We start from the raw sequence: 17243 nt of genomic DNA, 5'->3' as shown, positions 1-17243 counted from the left end.
ATGAGTTATCGCGAACTCGTCGTCGAACTGGCCCGCGAGCATGCGGAGGCCCTGTCCGACGCGCTGCTCGAGCTCGGCGCGCTGTCGGTGTCCGTCGAGGACGCCGACGCCGACACGCCCGACGAACAGCCGCTCTTCGGCGAGCCGGGCCTCGTGCCCGATCGCACCGCGTGGCAGCACTCGCGCGTGGTCGCGCTGCTGTCGGCCGACCACGAGCCGGCCGTGCTGCTCGCGGCGGCCGCGAACGAGATCGGCATCGCCGAGACGCCGAAGTTCGTCGTGCGCGAAGTCGAGGAGCAGGACTGGGTGCGGCTCACGCAGTCGCAGTTCGAGCCGATCCCGATCGGCGAGCGGATCTGGGTCGTGCCGTCGTGGCACGATGCGCCCGATCCCGATGCGCTCGTCCTCGAGCTCGATCCGGGCCTCGCGTTCGGCACCGGCAGCCACCCTACTACCCGGCTGTGCATGGAATGGCTCGAGCAGTCGGTGAAGCCGGGCCAGTCGGTGCTCGACTACGGCTGCGGTTCGGGCATCCTCGCGATCCTCGCGAAGAAATGCGGGGCGAACCCCGTGATCGGCATCGACATCGATCCGCAGGCGGTCGAATCGGCGCGCCAGAACAGCGAACGCAACCGCGCGGAAGTCACGTACGGGCTGCCCGACGCCTGCCCGGACGGCGAATTCGACATCGTCGTCGCGAACATCCTGTCGAACCCGCTGAAGCTGATGGCCTCGATGCTCGCGTCGAAGGTCAAGCCGGGCGGGCGCATCGCGCTGTCCGGCGTGCTCGCGCGCCAGGCCGACGAAGTGGCGGCCGTCTATGCGCGCTACGTCGACATCTCGGTCTGGCGCGAGCACGAAGGTTGGGTATGCCTCGCCGGAACCCGCCGCGAAAGCCATTAGAATAGCGCTGTCCTTCACTCTGGCCAGCAGGCCGCCCGGCTCGACATGCTTCTTGCGACGCGCTGCCCTCATTGCGAAACCGTCTTCCGGCTGCAGCAGGAACAGCTCTCGCTGCACCAGGGGCTCGTGCGCTGCGGGCATTGCCACGAAGTCTTCAACGCCGCCGAATCGCTCGTTCCCGAGTACGCGCGGCAGCCCGAGCCGGCCTTGACCGAACCGGCTGCCGCGCCGCAGGGCGGCGACGCACGCCAGCAGGCCGCCCCGGCTCGGCTGTTCACCTCCGACGCGCCGCCCGAATTGCCGACCGGCGCCGATTACAAGCCGGAAGGCTGGGACATGTGGGCGCCGTGGCTCGACGGCGGCGTCGATCCGTCGCTGCAGCACAGCGCCGAGACCGTGCGCACCGAACCGCTGATACCGCTCTCGCTCCCGTCCACGGAAGCCGGCGTCGTCCACCTGTCGGGTACGCCCGAGCCGTTCGCGTCGTCTCCGGCCGAGCTCGATGCCTCGGCAGTTGTCGAGCAACCGGCCGAACCGCATTCGCCGCAACCGCACGAACCGCAGGAGACCGGGGAAGCCGCGTCGTCGCCCGCGCCCGTCGAGCGCGATCCGCGCGAGCCGCGCTTCGTCGCTCACCTGCCGCCCGAAACGGAAACCGCCGCCGAACCGGTCGAGCCCGTCGTGCCCGCGCACTTCGCGGCGCCCGACGACGAACGCGCGCCGCGCGAACCGCGCTTTGCGTTCAGGCCCGCGCCGGCCGTTACCGAAACCGAAACCGCATCGGAACCCGATCCCTTCGCCCGGCACGACAAGGCCCCGACGACAGCAGCGGCCGACGAACCGATCATCCAGCCAGACGCCCAGCCAGACGCCCAGCCGGCCGTCCAACTGGCCGTCCCGTTCCCCACCGCACCGACCGATGACGATCGTCCGCACTTCGCCGTCACGCGCGAGACGCGCGCGCCGCAGCGGCGCGGGATGCTCGGCGGCTTTTTCGGCGGCCTCGTCGCGGCCGCGCTGGTCGCCCTGCTCGCCGCGCAACTGGCGTGGTGGCAGCGCGAAACGCTGATGATCTACTGGCCCGCCACGCAGGGCTGGTTCCGGCAGGCGTGCGCGCCGCTCGGCTGCATGGTCACGCCGCCGCGCGCGATCGACGGATTGCGGCTCGACGCGACCGACCTGCGCCAGCTCGACGGCCCGCGCGAGCTCGAACTGAAGGTGCCGCTGACGAACCGCTACCGCGTCGCGCTCGCGTACCCGTCGCTCGAACTCACGCTGCTCGACGACACCAACCACGTCACCGTGCGTCGCGTGCTCGCGCCGCGCGACTACGTGCGCCCGGGCACGCCGATCGACGCCGGGCTGCCGCCCGGCACGACGCAGACGATGGTCGTCCGCCTCGAAACGAACGGCACGCCGGCCTCGAATTTCCGCGTCCAGATCTTCTATCCGTGACGCGCCGCGGCGCGCTTGCGCGCCCGTCTCAACCCGCGCGCCCGAGCGGCGCGCTATTTCGGAGCACGAACATGAGCAAAGTTACGCTGGGTGGCAACCCGATCGATCTCGCCGGCACGTTCCCGGCCGTCGGCGCGCAAGCCGCCGATTTCAAGCTGGTCGGCAAGGATCTCGCCGATCTGACGCTCGCCAGCTTCGCCGGCAAGCGCAAGGTGCTGAACATCGTGCCGAGCCTCGACACGCCGACCTGCGCGACGTCCACCCGCAAGTTCAACGAAGCCGCGTCGTCGCTCGACAACACGGTCGTGATCGTCGTGTCCGCCGACCTGCCGTTCGCCGCCACGCGCTTCTGCACGACCGAAGGCCTCGCGAACGTCGTGACGGCATCGACGTTCCGCACCGGCCGCGCATTCGCGAACGCGTACGGCGTCGACGTGACGAGCGGCCCGCTGAACGGCCTGACCGCGCGTGCGGTGGTGGTGCTCGACGCGCAGGACAAGGTGATCCACGCGGAACTCGTCGGCGAAATCAAGGACGAGCCGAACTACGATGCAGCGCTCGCCGCACTGAAGTAAGCTTTCTTCCGCTTTCCCCTGCCGCGCCGCGCCCTTCGCGCGGCGTTGTCGCGCAGGGCCCCTCATTTCTACAGGAACGCACACCTTGGCTACGCTGATTTGCGGCTCGATCGCCTACGACTCCATCATGACCTTCGAAGGGCGGTTCCGCGAGCACATCCTGCCCGACCAGGTGCACCTCATCAACCTGAGCTTCCTCGTGCCGACGATGCGCCGCGAATTCGGCGGCTGTGCGGGCAACATCGCGTACGCGCTGCACCTGCTCGGCGGCGACGCGCGCATCATGGCCACGATGGGCGCGTTCGACGCGCAGCCGTATCTCGACCGGTTCGACCAGCTCGGCCTGCGCCGCGACCATGTGCGCGTGCTGCCCGATACGTACACCGCGCAGGCGATGATCACGACCGATCTCGACAACAACCAGATCACCGCATTCCACCCGGGCGCGATGATGCAGTCGCACCTGAACCATGCGGGCGACGCGCCGGACATCAAGCTCGCGATCGTCGGCCCGGACGGTTTCGACGGAATGGTGCAGCATGTGGAAGAACTCGCCCGCGCCGGTGTGCCGTTCGTGTTCGATCCGGGCCAGGGCCTGCCGCTGTTCGACGGTGCGACGCTGCGCCGCAGCATTGAACTTGCGACCTATGTAGCGGTCAACGACTACGAGGCCAAGCTGGTGAGCGACAAGACGGGATGGTCCGAAGACGAAATCGCCAGCCGGGTCGACGCTCTCGTCATTACGCGCGGCGAGCACGGCGCGACCATCCGCCACAAGCAGGGCACGGAGCAGATTCCGGTCGTGCCGGCCGAGCGCGTCGCCGATCCGACCGGCTGCGGCGACGCCTTCCGGGGCGGCTTGCTGTACGGCATCGAGCACGGTCTCGACTGGGCAACCACGGGCCGCCTCGCGAGCCTGTTGGGCTCGCTCAAGATCGCTCATCAAGGGCCCCAGACTTACGTACTGACGCGCGAGGAAATCGACGCACGCTTCGAGACTGCATTCGGTTACAGTCTCAAATGAATATTGTGGGAGAGCAAAGATGTTGACCAGAAAAACCCTCACGCTCGCGGCCATGCTGACGGCCACGCTGACCCTCGCCGGCTGCTTCACGGCACCCGGTTCGGCGGATGTCTATAGCGTCGGCCAGGCGCAGCGCGAACAAACGGTCCGCATGGGCACGGTCGAAAGCGTCCGCGCGGTGCGCATCCAGTCCGACGGCGGCGGCAGCGCGATCGGCACGCTCGGCGGCGGCGCACTCGGTGCGGTCGCGGGCAGCGCGATCGGCGGCGGCAAAGGTTCGATCCTGACGGCGATCGCCGGCGGCCTCGTCGGTGCAGTCGCCGGCAACGCGGTCGGCGAAAACCTCAGCACGGCGAACGGTGTCGAAATCACCGTGCGTCTCGACAACGGCGACCTGCGCTCGATCACGCAGGCAGCGAGCGGCGAAGCGTTCCGCGCCGGCGAGCGCGTACGCCTGCTGTCGAGCGGCGGCGTCACGCGCGTCACGCACTAACCGATATCCTCAGCACGCGGCGCAAGCCGCGGTCGAACGCATGTGCGAAGCCGCGCATGCGTTTTTTTCGTCCGCCCGTTTTCGTCCGCGCTCGCGTCGGCCCGCCGATCGATGACCCATACGGACGAATACGGACGAAAAAAATCCCGCCACCTGAGCCAGATGGCGGGACTGATTGAGTAGCGCTACTCAACCCACGGACACATGAGTGTCCGGGTGATGCTGCTCAGCCGCGATTACGGACGGCTGCCGGTCGGGAACGGCCATGCTGCTGCCGGGTTGAGCGCGGTCTTCACGCCCGATGCCGGCGCAACCGATGCGGTCGACGCGGTCGTCGCCGGCGCGGCCTTCTTCACGACGGCCTTCTTCGGGGCAGCAGCCTTCTTCGCCGGTGCGGCAGCCGTCTTCGCAGGGGCAGCCTTCTTGGCGGGCGCAGCCTTCTTCGCGGCAGCCTTCTTCGCCGGCGCGGCCTTCTTCGCGGCAGCCTTCTTCGCGGGCGCGGCCTTCTTCGCAGCAGCCTTCTTCGCCGGTGCGGCCTTCTTCGCGGCAACCTTCTTCACCGCGACTTTCTTGGCTGCAACCTTCTTCGCGGCGGCCTTCTTCGCCGGTGCTGCCTTCTTTGCAGCAACCTTCTTCACCGCGACCTTCTTCGCCGCGACTTTCTTGGCTGCAACCTTCTTCGTTGCGACCTTCTTGGCTGCAACCTTCTTTGCAGTTGCCTTCTTCGCCGGTGCTGCCTTCTTCGCGGCAACCTTCTTCACCGCGACCTTCTTCGCGGCAACCTTCTTCACCGCGGCCTTCTTCGCCGGAGCAGCAGCCTTCTTCGCAACGGTCTTCTTTGCAGCAACCTTCTTAGCAGCCGGTTTCTTCTTGGCAGTAGCCATGTTGTTCTCCTTCAGGTTCAGATGAGAGTCAGTTCAAACTACACCCTTCGTCAAAACCCGCTTCCCGCGGACGCTGTTCAGGACGTGCGCTTCGAAGCGGGCTATTCATCGGCGTACGCAGATACCGCGCGCTTACGCTAATGAATACGGTATGGCGCGCGTGACCACCCGGCCTCGCGCGCCAAATCAAGTCGGTAGCCGGCGCACCTCGCGCCGCTACCCCTAATCGCTTGATCAAGCGGACCGCCACACGGCCGTCCGCTTTTTCCGGAGGGAAGTTTGCCCATCCCACTGAAGGGTTCGCAAAGTGCCTGTCGTATCGTTGGGCCGCTAAGGCACCGGGCATGCTTTGCATCAGGCGTTCTTGCTCCTAAACCTTGGGCCGGGGCCGAGAGGCCACCGGCTGCTCCATCATGTAACGGGTTCGCTGCTGCGGGTTATTCCCAGGACAGCGCGCCCCCCGTCTGATACTCGATCACACGCGTCTCGAAGAAGTTGCGTTCCTTCTTCAGGTCGATCATCTCGCTCATCCACGGGAACGGGTTTTCCTCGTTCGGGAACAGCGGGTCGAGGCCGATCTGCTGGCAACGGCGGTTGCTGATGAAGCGCAGATAGCTTTTGAACATCGACGCGTTCAAACCCAGCACGCCGCGCGGCATCGTGTCCTCGGCGTAGCGGTATTCGAGTTCGACAGCCTGCTTGAACAGCTCGCGGATCTCGGCGCGGAATTCGGCGGTCCAGAGATGCGGGTTCTCGAGCTTGATCTGGTTGATCAGGTCGATGCCGAAGTTGCAGTGCATCGACTCGTCGCGCAGGATGTACTGATATTGCTCCGCAGCACCCGTCATCTTGTTCTGGCGGCCGAGTGCGAGGATCTGCGTAAACCCGACATAGAAGAACAGGCCTTCCATGATGCAGGCGAACACGATCAACGACTTCAGCAGCTTCTGATCCGCTTCGAGCGTGCCGGTCTTGAAGGCCGGGTCCGTCAGCGTATGAATGAACGGGATCAGGAATTCGTCCTTCGCGCGGATCGACGTGACCTCGTGGTACGCGTTGAAGATCTCGCCTTCGTCGAGGCCGAGCGATTCGACGATGTATTGGTACGCGTGCGTGTGGATCGCTTCCTCGAACGCCTGGCGCAGCAGGAACTGCCGGCACTCGGGCGCCGTGATGTGGCGGTACGTGCCGAGCACGATGTTGTTCGCCGCGAGCGAATCGGCCGTCACGAAGAAGCCGAGGTTGCGCTTCACGATGCGGCGCTCGTCCTCGGTCAGACCGTTCGGGTCCTTCCACAGTGCGATGTCGCGGGACATGTTGATTTCCTGCGGCATCCAGTGGTTCGCGCAACCGGCCAGATACTTTTCCCACGCCCACTTGTACTTGAACGGCACCAGCTGATTGACGTCAGTCTGGCCGTTGATGATGCGCTTGTCGGCGACATTGACCCGCGCTTCCGTACCGCCGGCGGGAACAGCCGATGCTTGCGGCGGCACCGCAAGATCGCCTTCGAAAATGTCACGGACCTGATGGGCGGCAGGCGTTGCAGCCTGCATTCCGACAGCCATCCCGGCGGAGGTGCGCATCGCGTTTTGCTGCGCTCCGCTCGCGGGGGTTACGGCAGTCTTCTCGTCATCCCAGTTGAGCATAAATTCTCACCATCAATTTAGAACGGTTTGTACCATCTTTTCCTGAGCGATAAAAGGGTTCGCTCACGAAAAATCCTTTTTTCGATTCGCGTTGCGACCTCGATACAACACTTTGAGCAACGCATCGTCATTCATGCAGCGCGCGACGTGAGTCGCGCTTGTATCGCGAGGTGCGCTCGACGCGTCGAACGCTGATCGAAACGCGACGTCGTCGGGGCTGTTTCGATCGCTTGTCACTGCCTGCAACGCAGGTGTCGCGTTACAGATTCCTTATCATTTTTTTAGTTGAGAGCGGCGCACACTTCAACCTCGATCGGTCGTCGTGCGCGCCGCCCAGGCCTGCTTCTCAGGTCAGGCGCACTGCGTTACTGGCACGCTTCGCACTCGTCGAAGCCGGGGTCGCCCGGACGCATCGTGCACACCGGACCGTCTGCTTCGACCGGCGCGAGCGCCGGCGCCGCGTTGACCGCACCCGACGATGCAGCGCCGCCTGCCGCACCGAAGCCGCCCGCCGCGCCTTGCGCGCCGCCGCTGCCCGAACCGCCTGCACCGCCGCTGCCCGCACCGCCCGTCGGCACCGCGTTCAGCGCGCCGTGCGCGACCGTCGACTTCTCGACGTGCGTCGCCGCCATCGTGCGGAGGTAGTAGGTCGTCTTCAGGCCGCGCAGCCATGCGAGCTTGTACACCTCGTCGAGCTTCTTGCCCGACGCGCCGCCCATGTAGATGTTCAGCGACTGCGCCTGGTCGATCCACTTCTGGCGACGCGATGCCGCTTCGACCAGCCACGTCGGGTCGACCTCGAACGCGGTCGCGTAGATCGCGCGCAGGTCGGCCGGGATGCGGTCGATGCGCGACAGCATGCCGTCGAAGTACTTCAGGTCGGCGACCATCACTTCGTCCCACAGGCCGCGCTCCTTCAGGTCGCGGACGAGATATTCGTTCACCACCGTGAATTCGCCCGACAGGTTCGACTTCACGTACAGGTTCTGGAAGGTCGGCTCGATACAGGCCGACACGCCGATGATGTTCGAGATCGTCGCCGTCGGCGCGATCGCGACGCAGTTCGAGTTGCGCATGCCGTGCGTGGCGATCCGCGCACGCAGCGTCGTCCAGTCGAGCGATTCCGACGTGTCGACCTCGACGTAGCCGCCGCGCGCTTCCGTCAGGAGCTTCAGCGTGTCCTGCGGGAGGATGCCGCGATCCCACAGCGAGCCGCGGTAGCTCGAGTAGCGGCCGCGCTCCTCGGCCAGCTCGGTCGACGCGTAGTACGCGTAGTAGCAGACGGCTTCCATCGAACGGTCGGCGAACTCGACCGCCGCTTGCGACGCGTACGGCGTGCGCAGCAGGTGCAGGCAGTCCTGGAAGCCCATGATGCCCATGCCGACCGGGCGGTGCTTCAGGTTCGAGTTACGCGCCTTCGGCACCGCGTAGTAGTTGATGTCGATCACGTTGTCGAGCATGCGCATCGCGACGCTGATCGTGCGCTTGAGCTTGTCGTGGTCGAGCGCGTAGCTGCCGTCGGCCTGCTTCACCAGGTGGGCGACGAGGTTCACCGAGCCGAGGTTGCACACCGCGATTTCGGTGTCGCTCGTGTTCAGCGTGATTTCCGTGCACAGGTTCGACGAGTGGACGACGCCGACGTGCTGCTGCGGCGAGCGCACGTTGCACGGATCCTTGAACGTGATCCACGGGTGGCCCGTCTCGAACAGCATGCCGAGCATCTTGCGCCAGAGCTGCTGCGCCGGGATCTTCTTGAACAGCTTGATCTCGCCGCGCGCGACCTTGTCTTCGTAAGCCGTGTAAGCCGCCTCGAATTCCGCGCCGAACTTGTCGTGCAGGTCCGGGCAGGTCGACGGCGAGAACAGCGTCCAGTCGGCGCCTTCCATCACGCGCTTCATGAACAGGTCGGGAATCCAGTTCGCCGTGTTCATGTCGTGCGTGCGGCGACGGTCGTCACCGGTGTTCTTGCGCAGCTCCAGGAACTCCTCTATGTCGAGGTGCCACGATTCGAGGTACGCGCAGACCGCGCCCTTGCGCTTGCCGCCCTGGTTCACCGCGACGGCCGTGTCGTTCACGACCTTCAGGAACGGGACCACGCCTTGCGACTTGCCGTTCGTGCCCTTGATATGCGAGCCGAGTGCGCGCACGCGCGTCCAGTCGTTGCCGAGGCCGCCGGCGAACTTCGACAGCAGCGCGTTTTCCTTCAGCGCCTCATAGATGCCGTCGAGATCGTCCGCGACCGTCGTCAGGTAGCACGACGACAGCTGCGAGCGGTGCGTGCCCGAGTTGAACAGCGTCGGCGTCGAGCTCATGAAGTCGAAGCTCGACAGCACGTTGTAGAACTCGATCGCGCGCGTTTCGCGGTCGATCTCGTTCAGCGACAGGCCCATCGCGACGCGCATGAAGAATGCCTGCGGCATTTCGATGCGGGTGCCTTCGACGTGCAGGAAGTAGCGGTCGTACAGCGTCTGCAGGCCGAGGTAGCCGAACTGCAGGTCGCGGTTCGCGTCGAGCGCTTCGCCGAGGCGCTTCAGGTCGAACTGCAGCAGCTTGTCGTCGAGCAGGCCGGCGTCCACGCCGCGCTTCAGGAACTGCGGGAAGTATTCGGCGTAGCGGGTCGACATCTCGGCCTGCACGACTTCCTCGCCGAGGATCTCGCGACGGATCGTGTGCAGCAGGATGCGGGCCGTGACCTGGCTGTATGCCGGATCCTTTTCGATCATCGTGCGCGCCGCGAGGATCGCCGAGTCGTAGACCTGGCTCATCGGCACGCCGTCGTACAGGTTCTTCACCGTCTCCGCGACGATCGGGTCAGGGTTAACCGCAGCGCCGAGGCCGTCGCACGCCGACACGATCAGCGCGCGCAGCGCGTTCAGGTCGAGCGGACGCGTGACGCCGTTGTCGACGACGTTGATGCCGGTGGTCGACTCGCCGCCCGCTGCCGCCGCTTCCTCGCCCGCATGCTGGCGCTCGAGGTGACGCTTCTCGCGGTACAGCACGTACGCACGCGCGACGTTGTGCTCGCCGCCGCGCATCAGCGCGAGTTCGACCTGATCCTGGATGTCTTCGATATGGAACGTACCGCCGTTCGGGCGGCTGCGCACGAGCGCGCGAACGACGTTGTGCGTCAGTTGCTCGACCTGCTCGCGTACGCGCGCCGATGCCGCGCCCTGCCCGCCATTGACGGCCAGGAAAGCCTTGGTCACCGCGATCGCGATCTTCGAGGGTTCGAACGACACCACGCTGCCGTTGCGGCGGATCACCTTGTAGTCGGCGAACGTGGCCTGCGGCGCGAGCGCCTTCGCGCCCTGTTCGGTCCCGCCGAGCGGACGGCTCGAGGCGCTCTCGTACTGGGACGTCGCGTTGTCGGTGGTTTGCATGTGCAAAGCTCCTGGTGTTGGATGGTGCGGAGAGAACCGCGGATTAAAACGAACGCTGCGCGATGCGGTGCGCGAGCGGTAAGAGGCGAGCGATGCGCCGGGGAAGCCGGTTCGGTCGATGCGCGACAACCCGGCCGGTCGTGTGCTTCGTCATGTGTACCCTGCCCCGTCGATGTTCGCTGCGCTGGTCGCGACGCCCGGACCGCCCGGCCTGACGCGCCGCCTTGAGAACCCTGTCCGCCGACGTTGCCCGCCGGCCGGTGCCGCTCGGGTTTTCCCCTGCGACACACACTATATCTAGTACAGAACCGTTCAACTGGCACCAAGTATAGTGGACATTCGGAGGACGTCCAAACGGATAATTTGCGATAGAGGTCTTGACATCGCTCACGCGCAGACACGGCAAGGCATTGGTCGGAGAAAAAACTTTCTCCGATCAAAAAACCCCGCGATCAGTGCTGACGGAAAGGAAAGTATTCGGCGGAAAAACCGGCATCGCTCGCGAAGCGTTGCCAATCGAAATGCGGGCCCGGGTCGGTCTTGCGGCCCGGCGCGACGTCCGAATGCCCGGCGAACGCATCGACCGGGTAGCGCGCGGCGAGCGCGCGCGAGAGCGCGGCGAGCACCGCGTATTGCGCATCGTCGAACGGCACGTCGTCGGCCCCCTCGAGCTCGATGCCGATCGAGAAGTCGTTGCAGCGCGTGCGGCCGAAGAACTCGGACGAGCCCGCATGCCATGCGCGCTCGTCGCACGACACGAACTGCACGAGCTCGCCGCCGCGACGGATCAGGAAATGGGCGGACACGCGCACGCCGCGCAGGTGGCTCTGGTAATAGGGGTGCGCATCGCAGTCGAGACGATTCAGGAACAGCGCCTCGATCGCGTCGCCGCCGAATTCGCCGGGCGGCAGGCTGATGTTGTGGACGACCACGAGCGTCGGCACCGCACCCGCGGGCCGCGCCTCGAAGTTCGGCGACGGCGCATGGCGCGCTTCGCGCACCCAGCCGTTCGCGTCGACCGACAACACCGGCGCGTCGCTCATCGCGCGTCGCGGCCGTTCACGCGCGCGGCGTGGCGCTGCGCATGCTCGGCGCTGCAGAAGTATTCGCCGCTCGCGGCGATGGCATCGCCCTTCGGCGCATGCACGCCGCACTCGGCGCAGCGCACCATCGGTTCGGGCAGCGAGCGTGCGTCGCCGTTCGGGCGCGCGGCACCGGCGCCGGGCGCACCGCCGTTACCGGCGCCGCGACCGGCGCGCGCCTGCGCCTGTTCCTGCGCGTGGCGCAGCTTGCGCGCGAGCCACGAACCCGCGAAGAAGAGAAGAATCAGGAGAAGAATCTGTCGCATCGGAAACCTGCGGTCAAACCACGGAGCGGTGCAGCAGCACCTCGAAAACGAACCGGCTGCCGACATACGCGAGCAGCAGCGCGGCGAACGACACGAGCACCCAGCGCGCGGCCCCGCGGCCACGCCAGCCCGACGTCTTGTGGGCGACCAGCAGGCCGCCGAACATCAGCCACGACAGGATCGCGAACACCGTCTTGTGATCGAGCCGCAACGCGCGCGCGTCGACCTGCTCGCTGAACAGGATGCCCGACGCGAGCGTCAGCGTCAGCAGCACGAAGCCGGCGCCGATCAGGCGGAACAGCAGCTTCTCGAGCGTGAGCAGCGGCGGCAGCGTTTCGAGCCAGCTCGCGATCCAGCCCGTCGAGCCGTCGCGCCCGCCGCTCCTGAGCGACTGCAGACGCCGCTCGACCATCAGCATCAGGATCGCGTGCAGCGCGGCGATCGCGAAGAGGCCGTACGCGATGTTCGCGATCAGGAAATGCAGCTTGAACAGCGGCGCCGCGGCATAGGGCAGCACCCGCACGCCGCCGAATATCAGCGGCAGCAGCGACGCGCCGCACGCGAGCGGCAGCACCAGCAGGCGCAGGCTGTCGAGCGGGAAGAAGAAGCTCTCGATCCAGTAGATGCCGGCGCCGAGCCAGAACATCGCGGACAGCGCGAACGCGAAGCCGAACACCATCGCGTCGTTCGGAAAGATCGTCATGTGCAGCAGCACGCCGTGCGCGACCAGCGCGGCGAACAGCAGCGCGCGGCCGGCCCCGCTCATCCCGGACGCGGCGGACGCCGGGACCGGCACGGCCGGCACGCTCGCGACGAGCGGCGTCGCACCCTGGCGGTGCGCACGCCAGCCTGCGACGGCGAGGCCGCCGTACAGGAATGCGGTGAGGGCATACAGTACAATATCCATGTTCGAAGTTTACACTAGGCCCCCTCCCCGCGACGGCTCCCTTTGTTCGGTTCCGCCGCGCCTTCGGGCCCCACTGTCCATCGCTCCCCATGCTCGACAATCTCACTCAACGGATGGCGCGCGTCGTCAAGACGCTGCGCGGCGAGGCCCGGCTCACCGAGGCGAATACGCAGGAGATGCTCCGCGAGGTGCGTCTCGCGCTGCTGGAAGCCGACGTGTCGCTGCCGGTCGTCCGCGAATTCATCGCCAAGGTCAAGGAAAAGGCGCTCGGCGAAGAAGTGATCAGCAGCCTGTCGCCGGGCCAGGCGCTCGTCGGCGTGGTCCAGAAGGAACTCACCGCCGTGATCGGCGGCGATTACGAAGGCAAGGCCGCCGAGCTGAACCTCGCGGTCACGCCGCCCGCGGTGATCCTGATGGCCGGCCTGCAGGGCGCGGGCAAGACCACGACCGCCGGCAAGCTCGCGAAGCTGCTGCGCGAGAAGTACAAGAAGAAGGTGCTGACCGTGTCGTGCGACGTGTATCGCCCGGCCGCGATCATGCAGCTGAAAACGGTGAGCGAACAGGTCGGCGCCGATTTCTTCCCGTCCACGCCGGACCAGAAGCCCGTCGACATCGCGCTCGCGGCCGTCGACTGGGCGAAGCGCCACTACCATGACGTGCTGATCGTCGACACGGCCGGCCGCCTCGGCATCGACGAGGCGATGATGCAGGAAATCGCCGCGCTGCACGGCGTGCTGAAGCCGGCCGAAACGCTGTTCGTCGTCGACGCGATGCTCGGCCAGGACGCGGTCAACACCGCGAAGGCCTTCAACGACACGCTGCCGCTCACCGGCGTCGTGCTGACCAAGCTCGACGGCGACTCGCGCGGCGGCGCCGCGTTGTCGGTGCGGCACATCACGGGCAAGCCGATCAAGTTCGTCGGCGTCGCCGAGAAGCTCGACGGCCTCGAGGTGTTCCACCCCGACCGGATGGCGAACCGGATCCTCGGCATGGGCGACATCCTCGCGCTCGTCGAGGAGGCGCAGCGCGGCGTCGACGTCCAGGCCGCGCAGAAGCTCGCCGACAAGGTCAAGAAAGGCGGCGACTTCGACCTGAACGATTTCCGCGCGCAGATCTCGCAGATGAAGAACATGGGTGGCCTGTCGTCGCTGATGGACAAACTGCCCGCGCAGTTCCAGCAGGCGGCGGCCGGCGCCGACATGGGCCAGGCCGAGAAGTCGATCCGCCGGATGGAAGGCATCATCAGCTCGATGACGCCCGCCGAGCGCGCGAAACCCGAAATCATCAAGGCGACGCGCAAGCGCCGCATCGCAGCCGGCGCGGGCGTGCCGGTGCAGGAAGTCAACCGGATGCTGAACCAGTACGACCAGATGCGTACGATGATGAAGAAGCTGAAGGGCGGCAACATGCAGAAGATGATGCGCGGGCTGAAGGGCATGATGCCCGGCATGCGCTGATTTCGCCCGTCGGCCGGCGCGCGGGTTTTTGCCGTAGCGCGCGCCGGTCGTTCTGCTTCATCCTTATTTGTATACCGACTGCCCGCCAGAACACATGAACCGCGAAGAAGCCCTCCACATTTTCGACCACTCCGAAGAGATCGTCTCGGCCGACGCCGTCAACGCGTCGATCTCGAAGATGGCCGACGCGATCCGCGCCGAGATCGGCGACGCGTTCCCGCTCGTTCTCTCGGTGATGGGCGGCGCCGCGGTGTTTACCGGGATGCTGCTGCCGCATCTCGATTTCCCGCTCGAATTCGACTACATCCACCTGACCCGCTACCGCAACACGACGCAGGGCAGCCCGGAGATGCACTGGCGCGTCGCACCGCGCGAATCGGTGAAGGACCGCATCGTGCTCGTACTCGACGACATCCTCGACGAAGGCGAGACGATGGCCGCGATCCGCGACCGCATCCTCGACATGGGCGCGAAGCGCTTCATGTCCGCCGTGCTGTGCGAGAAGACGCTCACGAAGGCGAAACCGCTGCACCCCGACTTCTGCGGCTTCTCGGTGCCGGACCGCTACGTGTTCGGCTGCGGGATGGACGCGAAGGGCTACTGGCGCAACCTGCCGACGATCCGCGCGCTGACCGCGAACGTCTGATCGCCGAGCTGTCCGCCATATACCCGCCATATAAATAGAAAGCGGCGCGCCGGTTGCCCGGAGCGCCGCTTTTTTGTTTCCGCGCCGCCTGCTTATAACTGGTGCACGAACGCGCGGATGCCGGCCAGCAGCATCTCGACCGAGATCGCGACGAGCACGAGCCCCATCAGCCGCTCGAACGCCGCGACCGTCCGCTCGCCGAGCCACTGCTGGATCCGTTCGGCCAGCACCAGCGTGATCGCGCAGACGAGCATCGTGACCGTCAGCGCGCCGACCCACTCGAGCATCTTGCCGGGCGCCTGCGACGTCATCAGCATCACCGTCGCGAGCGCGGACGGCCCCGCCAGCGCCGGAATCGCGAGCGGCACGATGAACGGCTCGCCGCCCGCGCGCGGATCGCTGCCGAGCGCGCCGTCCGGATGCGGGAAAATCATCCGCAGCGCGATCAGGAACAGCACGATCCCGCCGCCGAGCCGCAGCGACAGGTCGGTGAGGCTCATCATCCGCAGAAAGCGATCGCCGACCAGCATGAAGAACAGCAGGATCACGAACGCGATCCCTACTTCGCGCAGGATCAGCTTCACGCGCCGCTCGCGCGGCACATCCCGCATCGCCGAAATGAACAGCGGGATGTTGCCGAGCGGGTCCGTGATCAGCACGAGGAGCACGGTGGCGGACAGGAACGTGTATTCCATCGTGTCCCCGGTCGCCGCGCTCAGTGCGCGAGCGCGGCGCGGATCTTCTCGGCGACCGTCGCCGCGGCCGCGTCGGCCGGCAGCAGCGTCGCTTCGGCGTCGCGGCGGCCCTGGTATTCGACCTTGCCTTCCTTCAGGCCGCGCTCGCCGATCACGAGACGATGCGGCACGCCGATCAGTTCCCAGTCGGCGAACATCACGCCCGGGCGCTCGCCGCGATCGTCGAGGATCACGTCGATGCCGGCGGCGACGAGTTCCGCGTACAGCTTGTCGGCCGTCTCGCGCACCATGTCGCTGCGGTCGTAGCCCATCGGGCACAGCACGACCTCGAACGGCGCGATCGACTCGGGCCAGATGATGCCGCGGTCGTCGAAGTTCTGCTCGATCGCCGCACCGAGGATACGCGTGATGCCGACGCCGTAGCAGCCCATCAGCATCGGCTGCGGCTTGCCCGACTCGTCGAGGAACGTCGCGCCCATCGCTTCCGAGTACTTGGTGCCGAGCTGGAACACGTGGCCGACCTCGATGCCGCGGCAGATGTCGATCACGCCCTTGCCGTCCGGCGACGGATCGCCCTTCTTCACGTTGCGCACGTCGGCAACTTCCGGCTCCGGCAGGTCGCGGCCCCAGTTCACGCCCGCGATGTGATAGTCGACCTCGTTCGCGCCGACGACGAAGTCGCTCATGTTCGCGACCGTGCGGTCGGCGATCACCTTCACCGGCTTCTTCGTGCCGACCGGCCCGAGGTAGCCCGGCGGCGTGCCGAACCACTCGACGATTTCCTGCTCGGTCGCGAAGCGGTGGTTCTTCAGGCCCGGCAGCTTCGACACCTTGATCTCGTTCAGGTCGTGATCGCCGCGCAGCATCACGAGCCAGATGGTCGGCTCGGCACCTTCATTGTCGGTCGCGAGCACGATCGACTTGATCGTGCGCTCGAGCGGGATCGACAGCAGTTCGGCGACGGCCTCGCACTTCGCCTTGCCGGGCGTCGCGACCTTTTCCATCGTTTCGGCCGGCGCCGCGCGCTCGGCAATCAGCGGCAGCGCTTCGGCCGCCTCGACGTTCGCCGCGAATTCGGACGTCGGGCAGTACGCGATCGCGTCCTCGCCGGTGTCGGCGATCACGTGAAATTCGTGCGAGAAGTTGCCGCCGATCGAGCCGCTGTCGGCCGCCACCGCGCGGAACTCGAGGCCGAGGCGCGTGAAGATGCGCACGTACGCGTCGTACATCTTGCGGTACGACTCGTTCAGGCCGGCCGCATCCTTGTCGAACGAATACGCGTCCTTCATGATGAATTCGCGGCCGCGCATCACGCCGAAGCGCGGACGGATCTCGTCGCGGAACTTCGTCTGGATCTGGTAGAAGTTCACCGGCATCTGCCGGTAGCTCTTGATCTGGTTGCGTGCGATGTCGGTGACGACTTCCTCGTGCGTCGGCCCGATCACGAAATCGTTGTCCTTGCGGTCCTTGAAGCGCAGCAACTCGGGGCCGTACTGTTCCCAGCGGCCCGATTCCTGCCACAGCTCGGCCGGCTGCACGGCCGGCATCAGCAGCTCGATGGCGCCCGCCCGGTTCATTTCCTCGCGCACGATCGCCTCGACCTTGCGAATCGAACGCAGGCCGACCGGCAGATAGTTGTAGATGCCGCCGGCGACGCGACGGATCATGCCGGCGCGGACCATCAGCTTGTGGCTGACGATCTCTGCGTCGGCGGGTGCCTCTTTCAGGGTGCCGATAAAGAAACGGGAAGCTTTCATGCGGACGGGTTCCAAAAACGGCGCCCCCAGGCGGGGCGCCCGAAAAAGTTTCAAGGTGAAAAAGCTGCGC

At 66.3% G+C, this 17243-nt stretch carries 16 protein-coding genes; 7 read left to right on the top strand and 9 right to left on the bottom strand.

From position 1 onward, the window contains the following. From prmA to WS64_RS01320, 5 genes are all read left to right on the top strand, one after another. Complete coding sequence (gene prmA, locus WS64_RS01340) at positions 1-903, top strand: 50S ribosomal protein L11 methyltransferase (protein ID WP_059638040.1); 903 nt, start codon at positions 1-3, stop codon at positions 901-903. Between the two features lie 45 nt (positions 904-948). Then, entirely contained in the window at positions 949-2358 is a 1410-nt protein-coding gene (locus WS64_RS01335) for a zinc-ribbon and DUF3426 domain-containing protein (RefSeq protein WP_060965549.1), read from the top strand. Between the two features lie 71 nt (positions 2359-2429). Further along, positions 2430-2933 (top strand): thiol peroxidase, encoded by a 504-nt coding sequence (gene tpx / locus WS64_RS01330; protein WP_050013872.1) that lies wholly within the window; start codon positions 2430-2432, stop codon positions 2931-2933. A gap of 85 nt (positions 2934-3018) precedes the next feature. Next, positions 3019-3957, top strand: a complete 939-nt coding sequence (locus WS64_RS01325) for a carbohydrate kinase family protein (protein ID WP_060965548.1) — start codon at positions 3019-3021, stop codon at positions 3955-3957. Positions 3958-3976: 19 nt separating this feature from the next. Next, positions 3977-4450: an outer membrane lipoprotein gene (locus WS64_RS01320; protein WP_059580922.1), complete on the top strand. Its 474-nt coding sequence runs from the start codon at positions 3977-3979 to the stop codon at positions 4448-4450. Between the two features lie 236 nt (positions 4451-4686). On the opposite strand, the gene WS64_RS32090 is transcribed toward WS64_RS01320, so the two are convergent. The 7 genes from WS64_RS32090 to WS64_RS01290 form a co-directional block, all read right to left on the bottom strand. Then, positions 4687-5334 (bottom strand): histone H1-like DNA-binding protein, encoded by a 648-nt coding sequence (locus tag WS64_RS32090; RefSeq protein WP_081103758.1) that lies wholly within the window; start codon positions 5332-5334, stop codon positions 4687-4689. 28 nt (positions 5335-5362) lie between these two features. After that, complete coding sequence (locus WS64_RS32085; RefSeq protein WP_081059043.1) at positions 5363-5689, bottom strand: hypothetical protein; 327 nt, start codon at positions 5687-5689, stop codon at positions 5363-5365. An 82-nt stretch (positions 5690-5771) separates the two neighbouring features. Next, on the bottom strand, positions 5772-6983 hold the full coding sequence (locus tag WS64_RS01310; protein WP_006476978.1) for a ribonucleotide-diphosphate reductase subunit beta: 1212 nt from the start codon (positions 6981-6983) through the stop codon (positions 5772-5774). A 365-nt stretch (positions 6984-7348) separates the two neighbouring features. Continuing rightward, on the bottom strand, positions 7349-10363 hold the full coding sequence (locus WS64_RS01305; protein ID WP_060965546.1) for a ribonucleoside-diphosphate reductase subunit alpha: 3015 nt from the start codon (positions 10361-10363) through the stop codon (positions 7349-7351). A gap of 452 nt (positions 10364-10815) precedes the next feature. Next, positions 10816-11406, bottom strand: coding sequence for a 1,6-anhydro-N-acetylmuramyl-L-alanine amidase AmpD (ampD, locus tag WS64_RS01300; protein ID WP_059580913.1), 591 nt, complete (start codon positions 11404-11406; stop codon positions 10816-10818). Then, entirely contained in the window at positions 11403-11711 is a 309-nt protein-coding gene (locus WS64_RS01295; protein ID WP_060965545.1) for a PP0621 family protein, read from the bottom strand. Before WS64_RS01295 ends, ampD begins: the two co-directional genes overlap by 4 nt. Before the next feature lie 13 nt (positions 11712-11724). Next, entirely contained in the window at positions 11725-12618 is an 894-nt protein-coding gene (locus WS64_RS01290) for a cytochrome C assembly family protein (RefSeq protein ID WP_060965544.1), read from the bottom strand. Between the two features lie 89 nt (positions 12619-12707). Here WS64_RS01290 and ffh point away from each other — a divergent pair, with 89 nt between their 5' ends. After that, entirely contained in the window at positions 12708-14075 is a 1368-nt protein-coding gene (gene ffh, locus WS64_RS01285; protein ID WP_059580906.1) for a signal recognition particle protein, read from the top strand. Between the two features lie 94 nt (positions 14076-14169). Then, positions 14170-14721 carry a hypoxanthine-guanine phosphoribosyltransferase gene (locus WS64_RS01280; protein WP_059580903.1) on the top strand — a complete coding sequence of 184 codons (552 nt, stop codon included), beginning with the start codon at positions 14170-14172 and terminating at the stop codon, positions 14719-14721. A gap of 92 nt (positions 14722-14813) precedes the next feature. Here WS64_RS01280 and WS64_RS01275 read toward each other — a convergent pair whose 3' ends face one another. Together WS64_RS01275 and WS64_RS01270 are read right to left on the bottom strand one after the other, a co-directional pair. Then, positions 14814-15416, bottom strand: a complete 603-nt coding sequence (locus tag WS64_RS01275) for a MarC family protein (protein WP_059638023.1) — start codon at positions 15414-15416, stop codon at positions 14814-14816. Between the two features lie 20 nt (positions 15417-15436). Next, a complete protein-coding gene (locus WS64_RS01270) occupies positions 15437-17173 on the bottom strand; it encodes a proline--tRNA ligase (protein ID WP_059580899.1) in 1737 nt (578 codons plus the stop codon). Positions 17174-17243: the final 70 nt, after the last annotated feature.

This window comes from Burkholderia anthina (assembly GCF_001547525.1).
GTDB lineage: Bacteria > Pseudomonadota > Gammaproteobacteria > Burkholderiales > Burkholderiaceae > Burkholderia > Burkholderia semiarida.
Note: the sequence above shows the minus strand (reverse complement) of the source record. Positions and strands in the feature narration are given on the sequence as shown.